Annotated in this window: 19 protein-coding genes and 1 pseudogene; 7 read left to right on the top strand and 13 right to left on the bottom strand. The window is 42.0% G+C overall.

The window, feature by feature from the left end; translation table 11 throughout:
• Positions 1-95 precede the first annotated feature (95 nt).
• Positions 96-614: pseudogene (locus V7K60_RS28375) on the top strand (transposase); the annotation flags it as partial.
• Positions 615-684: 70 nt separating this feature from the next.
• Here V7K60_RS28375 and V7K60_RS28370 read toward each other — a convergent pair.
• The 8 genes from V7K60_RS28370 to V7K60_RS28335 all read right to left on the bottom strand — a co-directional run bounded on the left by V7K60_RS28370 (position 685) and on the right by V7K60_RS28335 (position 8,467).
• A complete protein-coding gene (locus V7K60_RS28370) occupies positions 685-1,377 on the bottom strand; it encodes a DUF3800 domain-containing protein (protein WP_334930556.1) in 693 nt (230 codons plus the stop codon).
• An 828-nt stretch (positions 1,378-2,205) separates the two neighbouring features.
• Entirely contained in the window at positions 2,206-2,469 is a 264-nt protein-coding gene (locus V7K60_RS28365) for a hypothetical protein (protein WP_334923007.1), read from the bottom strand.
• Between the two features lie 307 nt (positions 2,470-2,776).
• A complete protein-coding gene (locus V7K60_RS28360) occupies positions 2,777-3,277 on the bottom strand; it encodes a helix-turn-helix domain-containing protein (RefSeq protein ID WP_334930554.1) in 501 nt (166 codons plus the stop codon).
• A gap of 130 nt (positions 3,278-3,407) precedes the next feature.
• A complete protein-coding gene (locus tag V7K60_RS28355; protein ID WP_334930552.1) occupies positions 3,408-3,866 on the bottom strand; it encodes an aspartyl protease family protein in 459 nt (152 codons plus the stop codon).
• 91 nt (positions 3,867-3,957) lie between these two features.
• Positions 3,958-4,377, bottom strand: a complete 420-nt coding sequence (locus V7K60_RS28350; RefSeq protein WP_334930550.1) for a DUF3368 domain-containing protein — start codon at positions 4,375-4,377, stop codon at positions 3,958-3,960.
• Positions 4,378-4,452: 75 nt separating this feature from the next.
• Positions 4,453-4,707, bottom strand: coding sequence for a UPF0175 family protein (locus V7K60_RS28345; RefSeq protein WP_334930548.1), 255 nt, complete (start codon positions 4,705-4,707; stop codon positions 4,453-4,455).
• A gap of 87 nt (positions 4,708-4,794) precedes the next feature.
• Positions 4,795-7,587 (bottom strand): preprotein translocase subunit SecA, encoded by a 2,793-nt coding sequence (secA, locus tag V7K60_RS28340; protein WP_334930546.1) that lies wholly within the window; start codon positions 7,585-7,587, stop codon positions 4,795-4,797.
• Between the two features lie 292 nt (positions 7,588-7,879).
• Positions 7,880-8,467 (bottom strand): cytochrome C, encoded by a 588-nt coding sequence (locus tag V7K60_RS28335; protein ID WP_334930544.1) that lies wholly within the window; start codon positions 8,465-8,467, stop codon positions 7,880-7,882.
• Between the two features lie 311 nt (positions 8,468-8,778).
• Here V7K60_RS28335 and V7K60_RS28330 point away from each other — a divergent pair, with 311 nt between their 5' ends.
• Positions 8,779-9,093 (top strand): hypothetical protein, encoded by a 315-nt coding sequence (locus tag V7K60_RS28330; protein ID WP_334930542.1) that lies wholly within the window; start codon positions 8,779-8,781, stop codon positions 9,091-9,093.
• A gap of 172 nt (positions 9,094-9,265) precedes the next feature.
• On the opposite strand, the gene V7K60_RS28325 is transcribed toward V7K60_RS28330, so the two are convergent.
• From V7K60_RS28325 to surE, 4 genes are all read right to left on the bottom strand, one after another.
• Entirely contained in the window at positions 9,266-10,174 is a 909-nt protein-coding gene (locus V7K60_RS28325; RefSeq protein WP_334930560.1) for an AAA family ATPase, read from the bottom strand.
• A gap of 134 nt (positions 10,175-10,308) precedes the next feature.
• Positions 10,309-11,373, bottom strand: a complete 1,065-nt coding sequence (locus tag V7K60_RS28320) for a bifunctional riboflavin kinase/FAD synthetase (RefSeq protein WP_334930540.1) — start codon at positions 11,371-11,373, stop codon at positions 10,309-10,311.
• Between the two features lie 504 nt (positions 11,374-11,877).
• Entirely contained in the window at positions 11,878-12,774 is an 897-nt protein-coding gene (locus V7K60_RS28315) for an MBL fold metallo-hydrolase (RefSeq protein WP_334930538.1), read from the bottom strand.
• A 277-nt stretch (positions 12,775-13,051) separates the two neighbouring features.
• Positions 13,052-13,858 carry a 5'/3'-nucleotidase SurE gene (gene surE / locus V7K60_RS28310; protein WP_334930558.1) on the bottom strand — a complete coding sequence of 269 codons (807 nt, stop codon included), beginning with the start codon at positions 13,856-13,858 and terminating at the stop codon, positions 13,052-13,054.
• Between the two features lie 343 nt (positions 13,859-14,201).
• Between surE and pheS the strand changes: the two genes are divergently transcribed.
• The 5 genes from pheS to yidD all read left to right on the top strand — a co-directional run bounded on the left by pheS (position 14,202) and on the right by yidD (position 16,846).
• Positions 14,202-15,194 (top strand): phenylalanine--tRNA ligase subunit alpha, encoded by a 993-nt coding sequence (gene pheS, locus V7K60_RS28305; RefSeq protein ID WP_334930536.1) that lies wholly within the window; start codon positions 14,202-14,204, stop codon positions 15,192-15,194.
• A 168-nt stretch (positions 15,195-15,362) separates the two neighbouring features.
• Positions 15,363-15,707, top strand: coding sequence for a hypothetical protein (locus V7K60_RS28300; protein WP_334930534.1), 345 nt, complete (start codon positions 15,363-15,365; stop codon positions 15,705-15,707).
• Between the two features lie 122 nt (positions 15,708-15,829).
• Complete coding sequence (locus tag V7K60_RS28295) at positions 15,830-16,162, top strand: DUF6883 domain-containing protein (protein WP_334930532.1); 333 nt, start codon at positions 15,830-15,832, stop codon at positions 16,160-16,162.
• Entirely contained in the window at positions 16,159-16,500 is a 342-nt protein-coding gene (locus tag V7K60_RS28290; protein WP_334930530.1) for a DUF4926 domain-containing protein, read from the top strand. The genes V7K60_RS28295 and V7K60_RS28290 overlap by 4 nt, the downstream gene beginning before the upstream one ends.
• Positions 16,501-16,666: 166 nt before the next feature.
• Positions 16,667-16,846 carry a membrane protein insertion efficiency factor YidD gene (gene yidD, locus V7K60_RS28285; protein ID WP_334930528.1) on the top strand — a complete coding sequence of 60 codons (180 nt, stop codon included), beginning with the start codon at positions 16,667-16,669 and terminating at the stop codon, positions 16,844-16,846.
• Positions 16,847-17,586: 740 nt separating this feature from the next.
• Here the strand turns inward: yidD and V7K60_RS28280 are convergent.
• Positions 17,587-19,473, bottom strand: coding sequence for a S9 family peptidase (locus V7K60_RS28280; RefSeq protein ID WP_334930526.1), 1,887 nt, complete (start codon positions 19,471-19,473; stop codon positions 17,587-17,589).
• Between the last annotated feature and the right edge of the window lie 273 nt (positions 19,474-19,746).

Genomic DNA, 19,746 nt, shown 5'->3' with positions numbered 1-19,746 from the left:
ATTGATTTTTTTGTACAAGCACTACTGGCTGACTCTAATAATAATTATCTGTCTCGCCCATCACTGCTTCCTAAATATTAGACCTGAATCCTTACGATTATTACTACACTCGTGAAGGAGTCCAAGCTCTATTTATGTTTTTTGACCCAAATCGAGGCTGGCGACGTGTGAGTAATCGAGATCACCGCACTCGCGTTGACTGGGCCGAAGAGGTACGTCAGTTATTAGATGTGGATTATCCCCAGGCTCGTAAAATCAAATTACTCAGTGATAACCTTAACACCCATAATATTGCTTCTCTGTATGAAGCTTTTCCTGCACATGAGGCTCATCGTTTAACACGACGACTAGAGATTCATCATACTCCTGGTAATGGTAGTTGGCTCAATGTTGCCGAGATTGAATTAAGTGTCTTGAGCCAACAGTGTCTAGACCAACGTATTTCTTCTGTAGAAAAACTTTCTACTGAGTTGGCTGCTTGGCAACAACAACGCAACTGTACCGCTAGTAAAGTAATTTGGCGTTTTACTACTGAAGACGCTCGTGTCAAACTTAAACATCTTTATCCAATTTTTGAACCCGATGAAACAGGTGATTCTAATGCAATATTTTAGTCTTGCCACGCCAGTACTCTGTTCAGCTTCAGAAAGTTACATTAAAGTGTAGTGTTAGACAAATAGAATTTTATTGCTGTATATGTAATCCATGAACTATACCGCCTTCAGAATCAAATCTAGACTGAATGATAGAGAAAAATCTGCTATTTCCCTTTTCAAAATGTCTGAAAATTGTGTAAGCGAGTATATCAGCAAGTTGAATTAGTCTCGAAGCTTTTGAGTCTAAAAATAAAGGTACTTTAGAAAAGTTTCTGATAACACCCCAACTGTATCCAATAGTTCTAAAGTCAGTTGCTAAAGATTGAATTGTTGTCTCGTAAGTGGATTTGTCAAAAATTATGATGCCTCTCTGTGTATTATCATTTTTGTGCAGCCTGATCAAATACCTATCAAACCTACTAGCCAGTTGTTCAAATGCAACTTCAACGGGGTCTTTTGGTGATACTATAGTCTTCTTAATCACACTTGCGAATAGTCGATTAGTTGGGTTTGACTGTAGGAAAACCTGCAAAATATCTTCAATATCTTTCTCTCTATCGCTCTTAGGATAGCTCCTCCACTTTCCTCTACCACTCAGCATTGGACTACCATGTAATTCAACTGGTACCGGATCAGCGGGATCAAATCTAGCAGCAATTTGGTCAAGCTGATCAGAAATCCAATATCCTTGGCGCTCAAATACACAAAATCCAGCCAGTACAAAATATTGTTGGTTTGAGTCATGCGTTGTGCCAGACTCATATGCATACAGCAAATACATGGCTGTTCTATATTTTTAGACAATAAAAATCAGTCAAGGGAAGACCTAGCTCCCGCGATCTGAAAAGGTCAGACCTCTTGACTGCTATTGATATTATATCAGCTACTTTATAGGCTAGCTTATCTCTGGTTGCCTAGTTATTAAAGTAAAATAGCTTACTCTGCGATCGCACCACAAACAATCCCAAAACTACACCAAGCATAAGCGATCGCATCTTGTTCAGCTTCAGAAAGTTGCATCTTACAGCGCGTAACTCCTACTACTCACTCCACATATCAAGAGTTTTAGGATATGAGTGAAATTTTCTCATATCGTAATCGATATTGTCCAAAAAGATCGCGAAGCTGTGTCGGCTATATTCTCCCTCTAGAACTGAGGTCAAGACAATAATAGGAGAATTATCTTCAAAGACACGAATCTATGCTTTAACAAAGATAAAGATACTGTTTAATTCATTAACATACATATATAGTGGAATCAAGTCATTGTAAAATTTTGCTGGCAACGAATAAATAATTTGGGCCATCACACCTACATTTTGCTTTAGCAGAATTCATTTGAGCAAATCCTTTCTTGGGTGATGGCAGACAATACAAAATTCACCTTCTTCCTCTATCGAATACCCCAAAAATTCACAATGATTCTTGTAGTATTCGAGAGCATGGGTAATTGGCATATCTTCTAGCTTTCTTTTTGGTTCCACTATTTTGTGCCTCATTATGAAGTAAGGAATACGACTGTTACCCTCAAAAGTTCATCAGTTTACTAGGTAACTTGCTACTCAATTTCTAGTGTTCCCCAACTATGGCAAGGTCTAATACCAATTCTCTAAAATCCGGCTACAGATAAAGCCATTAAAATATATCGCCTTCTAGCAATAGATGCAATAATTGGTTTGGTTAATTTGTCAATTTCAAGGTAGAGAGCAGCACGTAAATCATCAAGGTTTTTGGGTAGTAACCAACGAAGTCGGCGTTTAAGATATTGCCAAACTTGCTCAATTGGATTTAACTCTCTTTGAATGTGCCGGCTGAAATAATAAAATGATATTATCTGGCAAGGAAAGACGTTTGGCTTTATGAAATGCACCATTATCGAGTTGAATAATTAGTACTGAATCAGCTTTTAGGTTGAGAAACTAGATTAAGGAATATCTGAAAACACTCAGTATTAAGATGTGAGAATTCCCAAAAAAAGCTCTCTCCAGTAAGTGGTTCGATGATTCCATATAAATACGTTGCCTTGAACTGCCATTGATGTACACCAACTGGTTTGACACCCTTGCGTGTGATTTTGCGCCCTGTAATTGTTTTCAATCCAATTCGAGTTTCATCCTCACAGCAAAAACGAATAGTTTTAGTTGTACATAAAACTGTCAAACAAAACCAATGGAGCATTGCTAAGTTGTCTGCAAAGTTTTTTTAAATGCCTCTACAAGTGGCTGTTGTTGTTCAACACTTTTAAGGCGAGGAATTTTCGGGGATGATTCCAAATGATAATACACAAGCTTGTGTACTGTCTTGTAGCAACTATTTACTCCCAAGTTATGTTCTAGCCACTCGACGATTTCTTGATAACCATTAAACCCAAGTGGTTCTTGCAATCTTTTATCTAATGCTTTTTGTGCCCAGTTTGGGATGGTTCTTGGTCTTCCAGGCATTGATTTTTGTTTTAATAATCCTTCAATACCGCCTGCTTTATACTGTCGAATCCACTTGTGTAGGGTGACTCGATTTCGACCGATTATTTCTGCGGTTTGAGAAATTGTTTGACCATGCCCTGTTTTGAGTAAATACAGTAGCTGCACTCTTTCTTTAGCCGCCGCAGTTTTTTGTCTTGCCAGTAAATCTTTGAGTTCTGCGACAGTCTCTTTAATTTCTAGCTGATATACCCCTGACATTGTTCATCTTTCATCTGGTTTAATCTTATTATCTCATCTGTAGCCTGATTTTAGAGAATTGGTATAACTACTAATCAGATGCAAAATCCCTAATATTCTCTGCAATTAATATTGAATGTAGAGCGATCGCTTACAATACACTCAGATAAGTTTGCTCAGAATTCATCGGCAAAACCCGCAACTTCCGATTTTTAAGGTCTGGTTCTAACCCTAAAACTTCCATTGGTGTTACACCCAAAAGGGCATAAAATACTTCTGTGAGTTCCAGACAATCAAAGGTTCCTTGACGCTCTGCAATACTAAGTTCAACATCTCGGAAAATTCGCCCCTGCTTAACTCCAGCAGCAGTTTCTACCTGGGCTTCTCCACCTTGGACTAAACCTAATTGACTAATAATGCTATTAGGTAAACACAGCAAAGTTGCGCCCGTATCAACTAAAACATCATCCAGAGTATAAGAGCGAACTTCCCCCGAAGAAATGAAGCCTCGCTGTGTCAAAACTCGATCAATTCGATTCGTGACAGTGAGGGTAACTATTACTTGCCCCATTTGCTTACCCTGAAGACTTGGTAGTATCAGCTTACCCATTTCAGCAAAATCCTGAAAACAAAATATTTTTGAGCAATGCATAAATATGCAAAAACGCTAAGAAAATTTTCGCCCCGCTCTCTCAAATAAACTACTCAACTAATTCTCTTGTCTGCTGTAAGACTTGTTTATAGAGTGTGGCATTGACCCAATATTGGGCAATATCAATCATGGCATCAAGTAATGGTTGTACTTGAGAAATAATTTTTCTATTTTTTGCTAACAAGAGAATGCCGAGAGTACCAATTACCTGTAATCCCAAATTTTTAGCTACTTGGCGAGCCTCCCGTTCATCTAACAAAATGTTTAGCTCACCAGTTTCGAGAGCTAAGGCAATGGCTTCTCGCTCCCCATGATCTAGCTCTGGGGGGATGCTGAGTGCTATGTTTGAGACAGGATGGACTTGTAGCCATCCAGAAGCAATTGCTTGCAATATAAATTGTGAACTTAGGAAGTTTGAACCTGTAGTTTCATTATAGACAGCTTGGGGTATAACAATTGTGCCAAACACTGCCTGTAAGATATCAAGACGATTGATAGCAGCAAAGTTAATTCAAAGGCATAGCGTTGCAAATAACTGTCACAACTACCAAAAACCTGTTTTAATTGACTCAATATCATCTGCTAAATCTATTTCAGTATAATGACGTGGAATTTTTTGTTGCGCTAAAAGTTGCTGAAATTCCCATACAGATAGATTAGCCAAGCGGCGTGCTTGACCAAAAGTAAAAATATTTTGGTCGTATAACTGCAAGGCAATTTCCTGACGAATAGCCTGCTCACCTTGATTTATGGAATCTGGAGATAATTGCAGGTTAATTGAACTCACAAATTGACTCATACCAAAAACAACGTTTTACTTTCAGCATAAAACAAAGACGCTAAGATTTCTTAGCGTCTTTGTGTCTCTGCGTGAAATATTCTCTACTTACACCATCTCCGACGAAGCCTGCATCATCTGCTGCGGCTGCGGCTGGAACATAAACAACGAATACACCACATCTCGGCGGATGTTAACCATCATATCCAAGAACAATTCATACCCCTCGCTCTTATACTCAATTAGCGGGTCTTTTTGCCCATAACCGCGTAATCCCACCGATTCGCGCAAGGCATCCATTTGTTGCAGGTGTTCCCGCCACAGGGTATCAATGCGTTGCAAAATGAAGAAACGTTCGGCTTGGCGCATCAGTCCGGGTTGAACTTGGTCAATCTGCGCTTCTTTGAGGTCGTAAGCAATTCGTACCTGTTCGTGGAGAAAGGCTTTAATCTCAGTAACAGAGATATCCTCTAATTGACTAGCTTGCAAATCTGCCAGCAGATAGACGAATTCTTTGACTTTCTCAACCAACTTTTCTAACTCCCACTCTTCTGAGGGCAAGTCTATGTTGATGTAGAAGTCAACGATGTCATCCATCGTTTTTTCAGCATATTTAATCACCTGTTCTTTCAAATCTTGACCTTCTAGGACTCGGCGGCGTTCAGCATAAATAGCACGACGTTGATTATTCATCACCTCGTCATACTCAAACACCTGCTTCCGAATGTCGTAGTAGTAAGTTTCAACTTTTTTCTGTGCGCCTTCTAAACTGCGGGTAAGCATCCCAGATTCGATAGGCATATCTTCTTCCACTTGGAAGGCATTCATTAACCCAGCAACGCGATCGCCACCAAAAATCCGCAGTAGGTTATCCTCTAAACTAAGGAAGAATCTCGTGGTTCCGGGGTCGCCTTGTCTTCCTGCACGTCCGCGCAACTGGTTGTCAATCCGCCGTGATTCGTGGCGTTCTGTACCAATTACGTGCAAACCACCAATTCCCACTACCTCATCATGTTCGCGGGTAGTAAATTGTTCATATTCCTGCTTAACACGGTTGTAAGCTGACCGTAATTTCTGAATCACAGGGTCATCGATCGGAGCTTTTTCTGCAGCTATAGCTACCTTGTCTTCAGCTTCCAATTCCGATAAACTGCGATCACCATACTCACGCACTGCAATTTCTACTGCATCTTTGAGTAGTTTCTCTGTTTCTTTCGTCAACTGAGTCGGGAAAATTTCTGGCGAAGCCCGCCAAGTTTTGACTTTTTTACCAGGGACAAAGCCTTGACCACCACCGTGTCCTGTAGGTAATCCGGCTGGTCTTTGCACGCCAAATGCATCTTCATCTTCTGGCATGACAATCCGGGGCATAAAGTATTCCCGCAGCTTTAGACGTGCCATGTATTCAGAGTTACCACCCAGGATGATGTCTGTACCTCTACCAGCCATGTTAGTAGCAATAGTAACAGCACCTTTGCGTCCGGCTTGGGCGACAATTTCCGCCTCACGCTCGACGTTTTCCGGTCGGGCGTTGAGTAATTCGTGGGGAATTTCCAGTTGCTTCAGCAGCCGACTGAGAAGTTCGGATTTTTCTACACTAGTGGTTCCCACTAATACAGGTCTGCCGAGTTCGTGCATTTCGGCACATTCTCTAGCGATCGCCCCCCATTTACCTGATTCTGTCTTAAAGACCATATCAGACAAATCTTCGCGTCTGCGATCGCGGTTGGTGGGAATTACCGCAACTTCCAATTTGTAAATTTTTTCAAATTCTGGTTCTTCTGTTTTTGCTGTTCCTGTCATTCCGCCCAGTTTGGGATACAGCAAAAACAGATTTTGATAAGTAATTGTCGCTAGAGTTTGAGTTTCTGGCTGAATTTCTACGTGTTCTTTGGCTTCAATTGCCTGGTGAAGTCCATCGCTCCAACGCCGTCCAGGTAGTACTCGACCGGTAAATTCATCTACAATTACCACTTCCCCATTGCGGACGATGTAATTTACATCCTTGAGGAAAAGTTCTTTGGCTTTAATTGCATTGAAAATGAAGTGGGCCCAAGGATCTTCTGGGTCAAATAAATCTGTGACTCCCAAAAGATTTTCTGATTCCGCAAACCCTTCATCTGTCAATAGCACGTTACGAGCTTTTTCATCCACATCATAATGCTCGTCTTTTTTGAGTGTGAATGCTATTTCAGCGGCTTGCAGATATTTTTCTGTCGGTCTTTCCACCTGCCCGGAAATAATTAGCGGTGTCCGTGCCTCATCAATTAAAATCGAGTCTACTTCGTCAATCACGCAATAATTGAACGGGCGTTGCACCACATCTACCATTGATGTCGCCATGTTATCCCGCAGGTAGTCAAATCCTACTTCGCTGTTAGTGACATAAGTAATATCGCACTCGTAATTTTTCTGACGTTCGCTAGGAGTCATGCTTGACTGAATTAGCCCCACACTCAACCCTAAGAACCGATGCACCTGTCCCATCCATTCTGCGTCCCGACGAGCCAGGTAATCGTTGACGGTAACGACGTGTACACCTTTACCAGTAAGGGCATTTAAGTAACTCGGCAAGGTAGCGACTAGTGTTTTACCCTCGCCGGTTTTCATTTCAGCAATTTGCCCCACGTGCAAAATGATACCGCCAAGGAGTTGGACATCAAAGTGCCGTAAGCCTAAGACTCGCCGTCCTGCTTCCCGAACAACGGCGTAAGCTTCTGGCAATATGTCATTTAGGGTTTCGCCTTTAGCGAGCCGTTGTTTAAATTCGACGGTTTTACCTTTTAACTGATCATCGGAAAGAACCTTAATTTCTTCTTCTAAAAGGTTAATTTCAGTAACAGAAGGTTGGTATTTTTTAAGCTTACGAGCGTTGGGGTCGCCCAACAAAAGTTTTAGCATGGCAGGTTATAGAACTGAATCAAGGGGAATGGGAATTAAAGGGTCGGCATTGATTATAAACATTTAACCCAGCCCAAACGTCTTGGTTGTGGATGGGTGTGAAATGAGAATTTACCTCAAAAGCAGGATAAAAACTAGCCAATCATTTAATAAACTAATTGGTTTTAACCTTATCTTATATTTATTCTTTCTTCATAGTATCATTTTGCCCCCAGATGAGAGAGCAGGGGGGCAGAGGAGCAGAGTTAGGAGTTATCAGTTATGAATTTTTCAACTCCTCACTCCTTACTCCTCACTTCCACTCTGCTGTCAGGCGGCGGAAATTGTAATCATTAGCACTGGGATGACAGCTGACACAACTGCCAACCTGGACGGGACGTGGTAACTCAACTCCTGGATGCAAAGCTTTGAAATAACGCGAGTTGTTGACGCGATATGGTGTTTCTTCGTCATCTAGTTGCACACGGGAGAAAGTCGAAAGATATTTCCATACCAAGATGCGTGGCGGATCGACTAAAGTCCGGAGTTGTGCGCCGTAGTGCTGCGAGTCTTGCAGGATATTTTTCCAAGTTTGGGTAGGTAAAACGGCTGGTGGTATGGCAATGTGACATCTGGAGCAGTTTTCTAAATACAGTTCTTGCCCCAGTTGGTATTGTGCAGGTACTACGTCAACAGTGCCAATTTCAGCGGGAGGAGTCGCACTTTGGGCGTTAGTTGCCAAGGCTAGAAACCAGCCCATAGCTAAACTCCACGTTACAATTACCAAAAGTAAACCGAAAAATTGGCGTTTGAATTCACGTTCGGCGCTTGGCTGTAGTGCTTGGCGTTGGCGTAGCCCGCCGTAGGCATCGCGGATTTTGCGCTTAACAAAAATTGACATTCCTCACATTCCCAAATATTTAAAAGTGGCGCTTGTGCTAATCATAAGATTTACGCAGGATTGGCAGTGTTTCAAATTGTGCGTAAGTAGTTTTGGCAAGCAACCTATGTTTTATATCCACAACAGTAATATAAATGTCTATTCAGCGCACTACTGACTATCCAAGGAAAAATGTCCTAGCAATTTTCACCTGACTCAATAGAAAAATCAGCCATAATATCTCGGATTTCATTTGCACCAATATATTCTTATTTAGAAACTTTGAATAAATCGTTAGTAGCAATCCTTTTAAAAATACAAATGGAGAATCTATGGAAAAGGATTATGCTCTCATTCTTGAACTTCTTGATCTCAAAGGTGATGAAGGAGCTCACTGGTATAAGCTCGACCGCTTAATGATGTTAACAGGTGAACCTTTAGCTGGCCATGAATATGTTTTGAAAGTAGTGAGAGAATTATCAGATTTGGGATTACTGAAAGTTATCAATTACAAGAGTCCATTAAGTGGCAACTGCGTAATTTCAGATCAAGGTAAAAAATGGTTGGCTGATAGGAACTATAGTGGCTCACTAGCCCATGAGCTATTATCTACACTGGTAGATAAATATCAAATCAACCTGTATTAACTCAATGTTAACACGGATGTTGTTGGTCATTTATGACATTTCCAAATAATGTACTTAATAAAGTAGAACAGAACTAAGAGAACAATTACAAAATTGGAAAGACATCGAACTCACATTAACATACACAAATTTAAGCAAGATAAGGAATCTAAAGTTTAAATTCACTCTTGCATTAAGGAATAGAAACCGATCGCAATAATCGTTCAACAACAGTCCTTGAATTGCGTCCTCCTCTAGGAATAAGGCGATGGCAAAGAACGTGAGGGACGAGAAATTTCACATCATCGGGAATAGCATAATCACGCCCTAATAGAAAAGCTAGCGCTTGAGCAGCCCGTTGTAATGCTAATGTGCCGCGCGGACTGACACCAAGAGCGATTTCCTCATCTTGACGTGTTGCCCGCACCAATTCGAGGATGTACTGTTGCAAGGAAGTTGCCACTTTTACTTGAGAGCAGAGGTAACGCAATTCCTGTACTTCTGCCAAGGTAATACAAGGCTGCAAATTAGCAACTTTTACACCATTTTGGAGATTTTGCAGCATTAGGAGTTCTTCTGTCTCAGAAGGATAGCCCAAACTCAGCGACAACATAAACCGATCCATTTGCGCTTCCGGCAGGGGAAAAGTACCTTGATACTCGATAGGGTTTTGAGTGGCAATGACAAAGAAAGGCTGGGGAACTGCACGAGAGACACCATCGACTGTTACCTGATGTTCTTCCATAACCTCTAGTAAAGCTGACTGAGTGCGGGGTGTGGCGCGGTTAATTTCGTCAGCTAATAGCACATTGGTAAAGACTGGTCCAGAAAGAAATGTAAATTCGCCGCTTTTTGGGTTCCAGATGTTGGTGCCAGTAATATCAGTTGGCAGTAAATCGGGAGTGCATTGTAGCCGTTGAAACTTGCCATCCAGTGAACGAGCTAAAGATTTAGCAAGCAGGGTTTTACCAACACCAGGGACATCTTCTAGGAGAGCATGACCACCACCTAACAAGGCAACTAGCACTAAGCGTATTGCCTCAGCTTTGCCAACGATGGTAAGAGCCAGATTTTGTGTTAATGTGTCGATTTTTTCTCTCATGCGTTGTAGGGAGTGGGGACTGGGGAGTGGGGAATGGGGAATGAGGAATAGGGAGATGAGGGGACAAGGAGAATAACCATGCCCAATGCCCAATGCCCCATGCCCAATGCCCAATGCCCTATCTATTGTTCCCACTAAATACTCAAAACTTCTCTAGCAACAACGCAGTCAAGTTGAATTTGTGTTTTCAGGGCTTCGAGAGAAGGAAATTTTTGTTCAGGGCGCAAAAATTTAACTAGCTGCACAAACAGTTTTTTGCCATACAAATCACCTGACCAATCGAATAAATGTACTTCCGCAGATGAATAAGTACCGTTTACAGTTGGACGATTACCGATATTCATAACGCCCAAGTTCTCACTAGGAGCGGTATCTGATGTTTCATCGAGAGTGAAAACGCGGACAGCGTAGACTCCTTGGCGGGGCAAAAACTTTTCTTTTGGTAGTTGGAGGTTAGCGGTGGGAAAGCCAATTGTTCTGCCTAATTGTTGACCTTGAACGACATCACCAAGGAGGGTGTAGGGGCGTCCTAGTAATAGATTTGCGTTTTCAATGTCTCCCTGCTCAAGGGTTTGGCGGATCAATGAAGTGCTAATGCGGGCATCTTGAGTCGGAGTATTACTGACGCAATTGGTTTGGGTGGACGAATCACCTGTATAAGTTTGTAAGGGAACGATGGTAACGGGAATATTGTGCTTGGCGGCGAGTAATTGCAAATCTTGAGCAGTACCACTGCGCTTTTCGCCAAAACAAAAATCCTGCCCGATGCTAATTCGCTGGCATCGCAGTTGTTGCACGAGAATTTTTTCGACAAATTCTTCAGGGGTTAACGCAGATAATTCTTTGTCAAAGGGTAGTAGTACCAGTTGTTCTACCCCAAGCGATCGCAATTGTTGGACTTTTTCATCCAGTGGCGTTAACAAAGTCCGGGGTTGCCCTGTAAAAAACTCCTGTGGATGGGGGTCAAAGGTGACAACTGTTGAATAGGTATATTCTTGATTTGTCAGTTGATTTTCCTTTGAGTGCAGACTACTAGCTACTGACAAGTGACCACCAGCGTGCAAGACTGGTTGAATTACCCTTTGATGACCAAGATGAACACCATCAAACTTGCCAAGGGCAACAGCAGTCGGCGTTAGTAGCCCTTCGCTCGAAAAAGCAACCCGCACAGAACACCCATTTTTAGACAAATTTAGCACGTAGATTCTGAGATTTTAGGTTTATTTTAGCTCTCAGCAGGAAGCTACCCTATGGTAAACCGCCTTAAGGAGGACATTCACCAACTGCCCATGAGGTCTTGTGCTATCAGCCAGGGTGTTGATGCCACCCCTTTTAGCTATCAGCCAAAAGCCTAACCCAAGGGAAGTCGCCCAAGATGGTTTCTTGTGCTATCAGCTTGACTGCTAATTGCTAAGTCCAGATAACCCCAAATACCAGAGCTAAAAAAGCTTTAGTTCCGTGTTGAGACTTCAACGAGGTTTTACCGTGACCATCAGCCGCAATCTTAGGGCGTCTGTAGATGTCTGGGCTGTGTTGGTGAATCTATAAAGTTTGTCCTCCTGTTGTCACCCCAATCCTGTGGTCGGCGCTCTGACAACTCTGGGCAGCGCTGTCTCACCGTACAGCCAACAGGTATGCTCTCGCGCTGAAAGCCTCTGATCACCAATCTAATCTAAAATCTCCAATTCCTCCGATCGCAATCTTTAGGTAGAAAACTTGCTAACAGGAAAAGATTCTGATAAGACAACTGAGGTCGGAACCTGAAGTACCAATCCTTCCCGTGCCATAATAGCACCAGGAAATTTTTCAGCGGCTTCTTTGCTTACACGATCCAAAAAGTCGTCATCGTGCGCCGGGTCGTGGTGGTAAATCACCAGAGTTTTGACGTTAGCAGCTTGTGCCACTTTTACCGCTTCTTGCCAGGTAGAATGTCCCCAGCCAATTTTCGGGGATTTTGGCGAGTGGTATTCCTCATCTGTGTAGGTAGAATCGTAAACCAGAATGTCAGCATTACGAGCTAGCCACAACACATTGTCATCGAGTCGATCGGGAAAATGTTCCGTATCAGTGATGTAAGTAGCAGCACCACCACGCCAGTTGACGCGGTATCCTACAGCTTCACCTGGATGGTTTAAAGGTGCTGTTTCTACGGTAAGGTCATCGATGTGGATTGGTTGCCCTGGTCGAATGTCGTAGAAATTTAAATTGGCTTGCATAATTTGCAAGGGTACGGGAAAGTTCGGGTGCAACATTTGATCGTTGAGGCGCTGTTCTATGGTAGAACCATCAGGTGCGATCGCGCCGTAAATATGAAAGTCATTCCCCTTTACAAACCCTGGAGTAAAAAAGGGAAAACCTTGCATGTGATCCCAGTGAGAGTGGGTAAAAAATATATGAGCTTCTAACGGCATTTGGCGCAACAAAGATTGCCCCAAAACATGTAGTCCCGTGCCAGCATCGAAAACTAAGCGTTTATCGCCCGCTTGCATTGATATGCAAGGGGTATTACCGCCGTAACGAACAGTCTGTGGCCCTGGGCTGGGGATGCTGCCGCGAACGCCCCAAAATTGTACGGTAAATTGATTCTCTATCCTAGACATGGGTGTTGCTTGCTGGACTGAGCGGGCGATAAATGAAAGAATTGTTACTTCTTTTGTCTAAGTTTATGCTGTCTCACTGATTTTGCTAGAGGAAGGAATTCTTGGTAAAACAGCATATCCTGTTTCTGGCTGATTGTGTAAATGCGAATGAGATACGTCAGTTAGAATTTCCCAGGTGTTGGGGTGGATGTGTATCGGTTATTTCAAGAGTGCCCCTACGTTATAGCCTACATTTTTTCGTGATGCATTTGAATAACTACATTTTTACCCTGATAAATCAAATGATTCCAGGAAAATTGAATTCCCACTCCGATAATTTCTCTAATCCAGTTGCGTAAGTAAGATTGTATTGTAACGGAGTAATACTGATGTAGTTCTTACGTACAACTTCCACATCTGTAGGTACATTTTGAGGCAGATTTAATCCGCTTGGGGGTTCCACATCCTCAATTACCTCTCCGGTTAACCAGTAGTACGTTTTTCCACGAGGGTCGACTCGTTTATTAAACACATCAATGTAATGCCGTAGGCCTTGACGGGTGAGAGTAACTCCGGCAATTTCTTCCCATTTGACCGCAGGAATATTGACGTTGAGCAACATTAAATCTGGCAGCGGTTTTTGGGCTAACTGGTCTACGAGAACTGTGGCAAACTTAGCAGCAGCTTGAAAGTCTTTAGATGTGTGACTCATAAGACTCAACGCTACACTGGGAATGCCTTCAATTAAACCTTCCATTGCCGCAGAAACAGTGCCAGAATACAGAATTTCAGTTCCCAAATTCGCACCTTGATTAATACCAGAGAGAACCAAATCTGGGGGAGTTTCCAGCAAAGCCCACAGCGCCAATTTGACACAATCTGAAGGCGTACCATCACAAGCCCAAGCTTTGACAGCAGGATGAAAAATCTCTTCGACAATTTCGGCGCGAATTGGTTGGTGTAAAGTTAACCCGTGTCCAGTTGCTGATCGCTCTCGATCTGGACAAACTACACTCACATCATGACCAGCCTCTGCCAAATAGTTGGCTAGGGTACGAATCCCCAAAGCAGAAATGCCATCATCGTTGCTAATTAGTAATTTCATAGTCATTAGTCATTGGTCATTAGTTATTAGTTATTTGTTATTAACCATTTGTCAATGTCTGAGGTCACAAGCAGCAAAAAAACATTTATACTCACTAGACAGTGTGGCGGAATTTTGCTTACCTTTAAGACAAGTTGCTCAATCCCCAAGTCTGGTGAAGTGAGATGTTAGCTGGATTTACACGCCCGCTGTACTAGCCCAATCATTTCTAACTGATAAACAGAGGTTTGGTTTCAACCCTCACCTTTAGCTGATGTTAATGGTATGACTGTAAGTTTATTTATCGACCAGTTCACAGCTTTTGACTATAGACTAATGACTAATGACCAATGACTAATAACTAATGACTAGCAATTTAGAAGCTCAACTTTTAGCACTGCGGCAAGAAGGAGAAAAAGCGATCGCAGCCGCCGACACCTTAGAACGTCTGGAGGAACTCAGAGTTAACTATCTGGGTAAGAAAGGGGAACTGGGGGCACTGTTGCGAAGTATGGGGCAGATGAGCGCAGAGGAACGTCCAAAAATTGGAGCGATCGCCAATACAGTCAAAGAATCCCTGCAAACTAGTCTAGACCAGCAACGTGCTGCCTTAGAATCCGCGCAAATTCAAGCTTTGCTAGAGGCTGAAACTCTGGATGTAACTATGCCGGGAATTTACAGCCCTCAAGGTCGCATTCATCCCCTCAATGGTATTATCGATCGGGCGTTGGATATCTTTGTCGGTATGGGCTATACCGTGGCTGAAGGGCCAGAGATGGAAACAGATTATTATAATTTTGAGGCTCTCAATACCCCGCCTGACCACCCCGCCCGTGATATGCAGGATACCTTCTATCTGCCAGATGGGAATCTTTTACGGACTCATACCTCATCGGTTCAAATTCGTTACATGGAAAGAGAAGAACCACCGATTCGGGTCGTGGCTCCAGGGCGAGTTTATCGGCGAGATAATGTAGACGCAACTCACTCAGCAGTTTTCCATCAAATAGAACTTTTAGCTATTGATGAGGGACTAACTTTTACAGACCTCAAAGGCACAATTAAGGTATTTTTACAAGCAATATTTGGCGAGTTACCAATTCGCTTCCGCGCCAGTTATTTTCCGTTTACTGAACCTTCAGCAGAAGTAGATTTGCAGTGGAATGGGCGCTGGTTAGAGGTGATGGGCTGCGGTATGGTCGATCCAAATGTACTTAAGTCTGTGGGTTATGACCCAGAAGTTTATACAGGGTTTGCTGCCGGTTTTGGTGTAGAACGCTTTGCAATGGTGTTACATCAAATCGATGATATTCGTCGCTTGTATGCTAGCGATTTGCGGTTTTTGCAGCAATTTTAGGGAAGCGATCGCTTTAAATAATCAGGCGTTTCCTAAATCTCTTGCAAACGTCAATTGGATGAAAATATAACCACAGATAAATACTCATGAATTATCTGTGGTTTTAAATAATAAATCAGGATTGATGAATTTGGTAAACTATCAATACGTAACTTTTATTGACGTGATATGACTGCAATCACTAGCAAACGTCTAACCCTTGAAGAATATTTAAAGTATGACGATCGCACGGATAGCCAGTATGAACTGGTAGCAGGTGAGTTAGTTTCCATACCACCTGAAAGCCCAAAAAATGTCCAGATATCTCTATTTTTGCTAGTAAATTTCCTCAAGTTTGTTCCAGTTAATCGGTTGAGTGCAGTTACCGTACTGATATTAGTTGACGGGTTTTATAAAGAAACCAGATTTACAGGAAATACTGCGATCGCATCTACTATTTTCCCAGAGTTACAGGTAACAGCAGAGCAAGTGCTAAATGCTGGAGAAAGCAATGTAGGTGATGCAATTTCTTAGTTTAAATTTAAAAGGCAGACAGACGAAGGGATTTGAGAAGTACGATCGCTATCAAAACTTTCATCATCTCAAACAGTAAAATATAGTCAATAATTCCTACTCAAAATTCATGCCATGAGTCAATGGCCTTTTTACCGCAAGATACAATAATCGCAGAAGAAAAGCTAACTAAGTATCTGCTTGTGCCGTTGCCCAAAGACGATAAATCTAAATTTCTAGCTATGGCTGGGTACACACTAGACAATTGGCAGCAACTAGAACGGGATCTACGCGCTCAAGTTTTAACGCAACCTGCCGAGGCGATCGAAACAACTCGCTATGGTCAGAAGTATATCATTCGTGCGTGTCTGCGAGGGATTAATGGCGTTGAACTCAATATCTTAACTATTTGGATGGTTGCAAACGATACAACCAAATTTGTTACCTTAGTGCCAGATCAAGGAGCCAACTCATGAAGGTACAGCACCCCCTATTCTCCCAAGTTGCCTTAGCGCAGGACTTACCAGAATACAACCTGAAGCGAGGGAATGTTGCAACAATTGTGGAACATTATCCCATGCCTGAAGGGGAAGAGGACGGGTATAGTCTAGAAGGATTTGATCTGCCCAATGTAACGATCGAAGTACCAGCATCTCAAATTATCCCCATTGCCCAGTGGCAGCAAGAAGAAATGATTTTAGCCAAGTTACGCCAGCTATCTGGAGCGAGGCTATTGCAATTACAAGACTATCTCGATTTTCTCTTGCAAAAAGAAGAGTCTGAGCATCAGAGTGGGTTCAAATCTATCATCTAAGTATTTGGCAAGAAAATAATTAGCGATCGCATCCACAATTTTCTGGCAATTACAGCTGAAGCAGAGCAAATCGTCACAGCAGGAACTTAAAGAAATAACTAATTTTGAGTTGGTTTTGAGAATCATATTCTTAGAGCATTGACTGCGGAAGAATAAAAGTAATTTTATGTTAAATTTTATAACAATTAATTTAGAGTCTACGATTAGCCATATAATTGCTATCCTAATTTCTCAATATCAAAAATATCTTTCACCCTTGAAGGGGTATTCTTGTCCGCATCGTCTATTATATGGAAATGAATCTTGCTCTCAATATGTAAAACGGACAATTTTAGAACAAGATTGACGAACTGCTTTGTCTATGTCAATAGAAAGATTTAGCCAATGTTCTTTAGCTGGTCAAGAACTTATGAGATTGGCTTCTGAAAGCAATGAATGTTCATGCAATGATTGTTGTTCTAATCCTGAAACTAATGAATGTCTATGCTTGCAATGTTGTTGCATAGATAGTCAGAGCAGAAATTACTGTAAAAACTGCGGGGAAGCTTTAAATAATCCTGAAATTATTGAAGAATGTGCAAAAGACTGTGAGATTTGTTCTTCTCCTAAAAAACTACTTACAAACTGCTGTACGTGTGGTCTGTGTGGAGATGTAGAAAGTATGGTAAGAATTATTAATCTATATAAATTCAAAATTTTTATCTATACAATACTTATGTATTTACCAATGTAATATAAAAGTTAAGGATAGAATCTATATAATTTAAAAGCGATAAAGCTTTAATTTAATCTTCAAATAAAACTTTATTTGAAAAGATGCTCACTAACTCTGATTTTAAATCAAAAGTAGACCAATTTTGCGATAAACTCGGGACTGGTAGCTTATCTATCCCAATGGATGCCATCGAATAATTTTCCTTGTTGCTATTCCTTAAATGGTTAGGCAGCATTGGTTTAATCTCACCCAATTGTGATCGCAGCGTTAACTACACAACAATGGTGAGCGATCGCATCTCTAAAATTGCTTTATTAGTAAGCCTTTCAAAAAGGTGGTTGATGAATGACACTAACCACCTTTTGGAAACATTATTTAACTATTCCTGAATGACCGGGGATATCTGCCAAAGGTTCAAATCTACCGCTTAAGTATTTGGCGAGAAACTCTTCTGCGATCGCAAAAAAGTGCAAGCGATTTTCTGGTCTGGCAAAACCATGTCCTTCATCACTGTAAAGTACATATTGCACTGGTAAACCAGCTTGTTGCATTGCGTTGACAATTTGATCGCTTTCTGATTGTTTCACCCGTGGATCGTTTGCACCTTGACCGATGAGTAAAGGTTTTTGAATTCGATCAGCGAAAAATAAAGGCGATCGCGATTTGAGAAACTCCTCTTCTGTCTCCAAGTTGCCAATGCGATGATAAATCATTGCTTTGATCGGTTCCCAATAGGGCGGTATAGTTTCTATCAGGGTAATCAGGTTACTCGGCCCGACAATATCCACGCCAGCAGCAAAGATTTCGGGTGTAAAAGTCAACCCCGCTAGGGTGGCGTAACCTCCATAAGAACCACCCATAATCGCAATCTTTTGCGGATCAGAAATGCCTTTTTCTACCAGCCAGTTCACGCTGTCAATCAAGTCATCGTGCATTGTGCCACCCCATTCCCGATTTCCAGCATTCAAAAATGCTTTACCATAGCCAGTGGAACCGCGAAAGTTGACTTGCAACACGGCATAACCTCGGTTAGCTAGCCATTGCGTTGTGGGAGAGAAACCCCAAGTATCCCGCGCCCAAGGGCCGCCATGAACCAGCAGTACTGTTGGGAGATTCTGCGTAGGTATTCCTACAGGCGTTGTCAGGTAACTATGGATAGTTAAGCCATCCCGCGCTTCGTAGGAAATCGGTTGCATTGAAGCTAACTGCAACGTTTCGAGTTTGGATTGGTTGCTAAAAAGGAAAGTGCTAGTTTTGGACTCTCGGTTGTAGGCATAGTAATAAACTGGCCCATTGTCAGTTCTATAAGCTACCAACCAGGTTTTATCTTCCAAGTCGCGGCTAATTATAGAGAATTCTCCAGGACGCACCTTGGCGATTTCCTCAAAATCTGCGGCGATACTGCGATCGATTACCTGCCATTCTTGTTTATCTTTGTAGAAAGAAACTGCTTGAATAACTCGCGTCAGTGGATGAATAATGATCCCTACGACATCATACTGCTCATCTTCAGCAATCACAGTTTCTTTACGGGTTTCTAGGTCAACAGCTAAGAGACGTTTGGCGTTAGCATCATGATTCCCTTGAATATAAAGGGTTTTGGCATCATCTGAGAAACTTACAGAATTTCCTTCCTCTTCTGGCCCCCAGTGGCGGAGAATTTCCCACTGTTTATCTGGTTTCTGCAATAACAAATCGTACCCACCATCGGGTGTACTAGCTGTCGCTGCACGTACTTGGAATTCAGCGTCAGATGTCCAACTGATAATGTTACCGGGGTTATCAGTGTCGAACTCAACCGCACCATTTTTTAGGTTAATGCGGTAAACGTCAAACTTTTGAGGATTGTTCAAGTTCAACGCTACCAGCACTTCATCTGGAAATTTAGGTTCTAGTTCCACAAGTTCGGCCTTCACACCCTGGAATGGCGTTAAGTCACGCACGATCTTGGAGTGAATATTAACTAAGTGCAGGTGAAAGTTCTCGTCGCCATCCGAATCTTGCATATAAATCAACTGGTCTGCGTTATAAGTCCAGAAGAAAATGCGGATACCACGCTTTTTGTCAGCAGTTAGTATCTTCTCGTCTTCTTGTCCTATAGTTCGCAACCATACCTGCAAGACATTTTTCTCATCAGGGGCGATATATGCTAAGTACTTGCCATCAGGGGAGAGTTGTGGGCTAGTTTTTTCGGGATTCCCAAACAGGATTTCGCGCGGAATCAACGGTGGTAGGGAGGGCGCTTGAGCAGATGACATATTTTTATCCTCTACTTGACCTTTTTATTGTTACTTAGTGGTGAAAATGACAATTCATCCTATTGGATGAACCTAGCTGGAGAATATTCAGCACAGCAGGGGAAAGAAAAAAGTTTTAACTTACTTTCTGTCGGTTATAAGATTATTTATCTTTTCTTTTGCGTCTTTCTCTAAGGAGACACTGCGCGATCGCAGTTATTAAAAGAATTTAGGTATTGTAGCAAGAACATCTAACGGCGAACAAGCAGCAAAAGAGTAATCTTCATAAATGAG

It is taken from the genome of Nostoc sp., from assembly GCF_036917555.1.
Classification (GTDB): domain Bacteria; phylum Cyanobacteriota; class Cyanobacteriia; order Cyanobacteriales; family Nostocaceae; genus Nostoc.
Note: the sequence above shows the minus strand (reverse complement) of the source record. Positions and strands in the feature narration are given on the sequence as shown.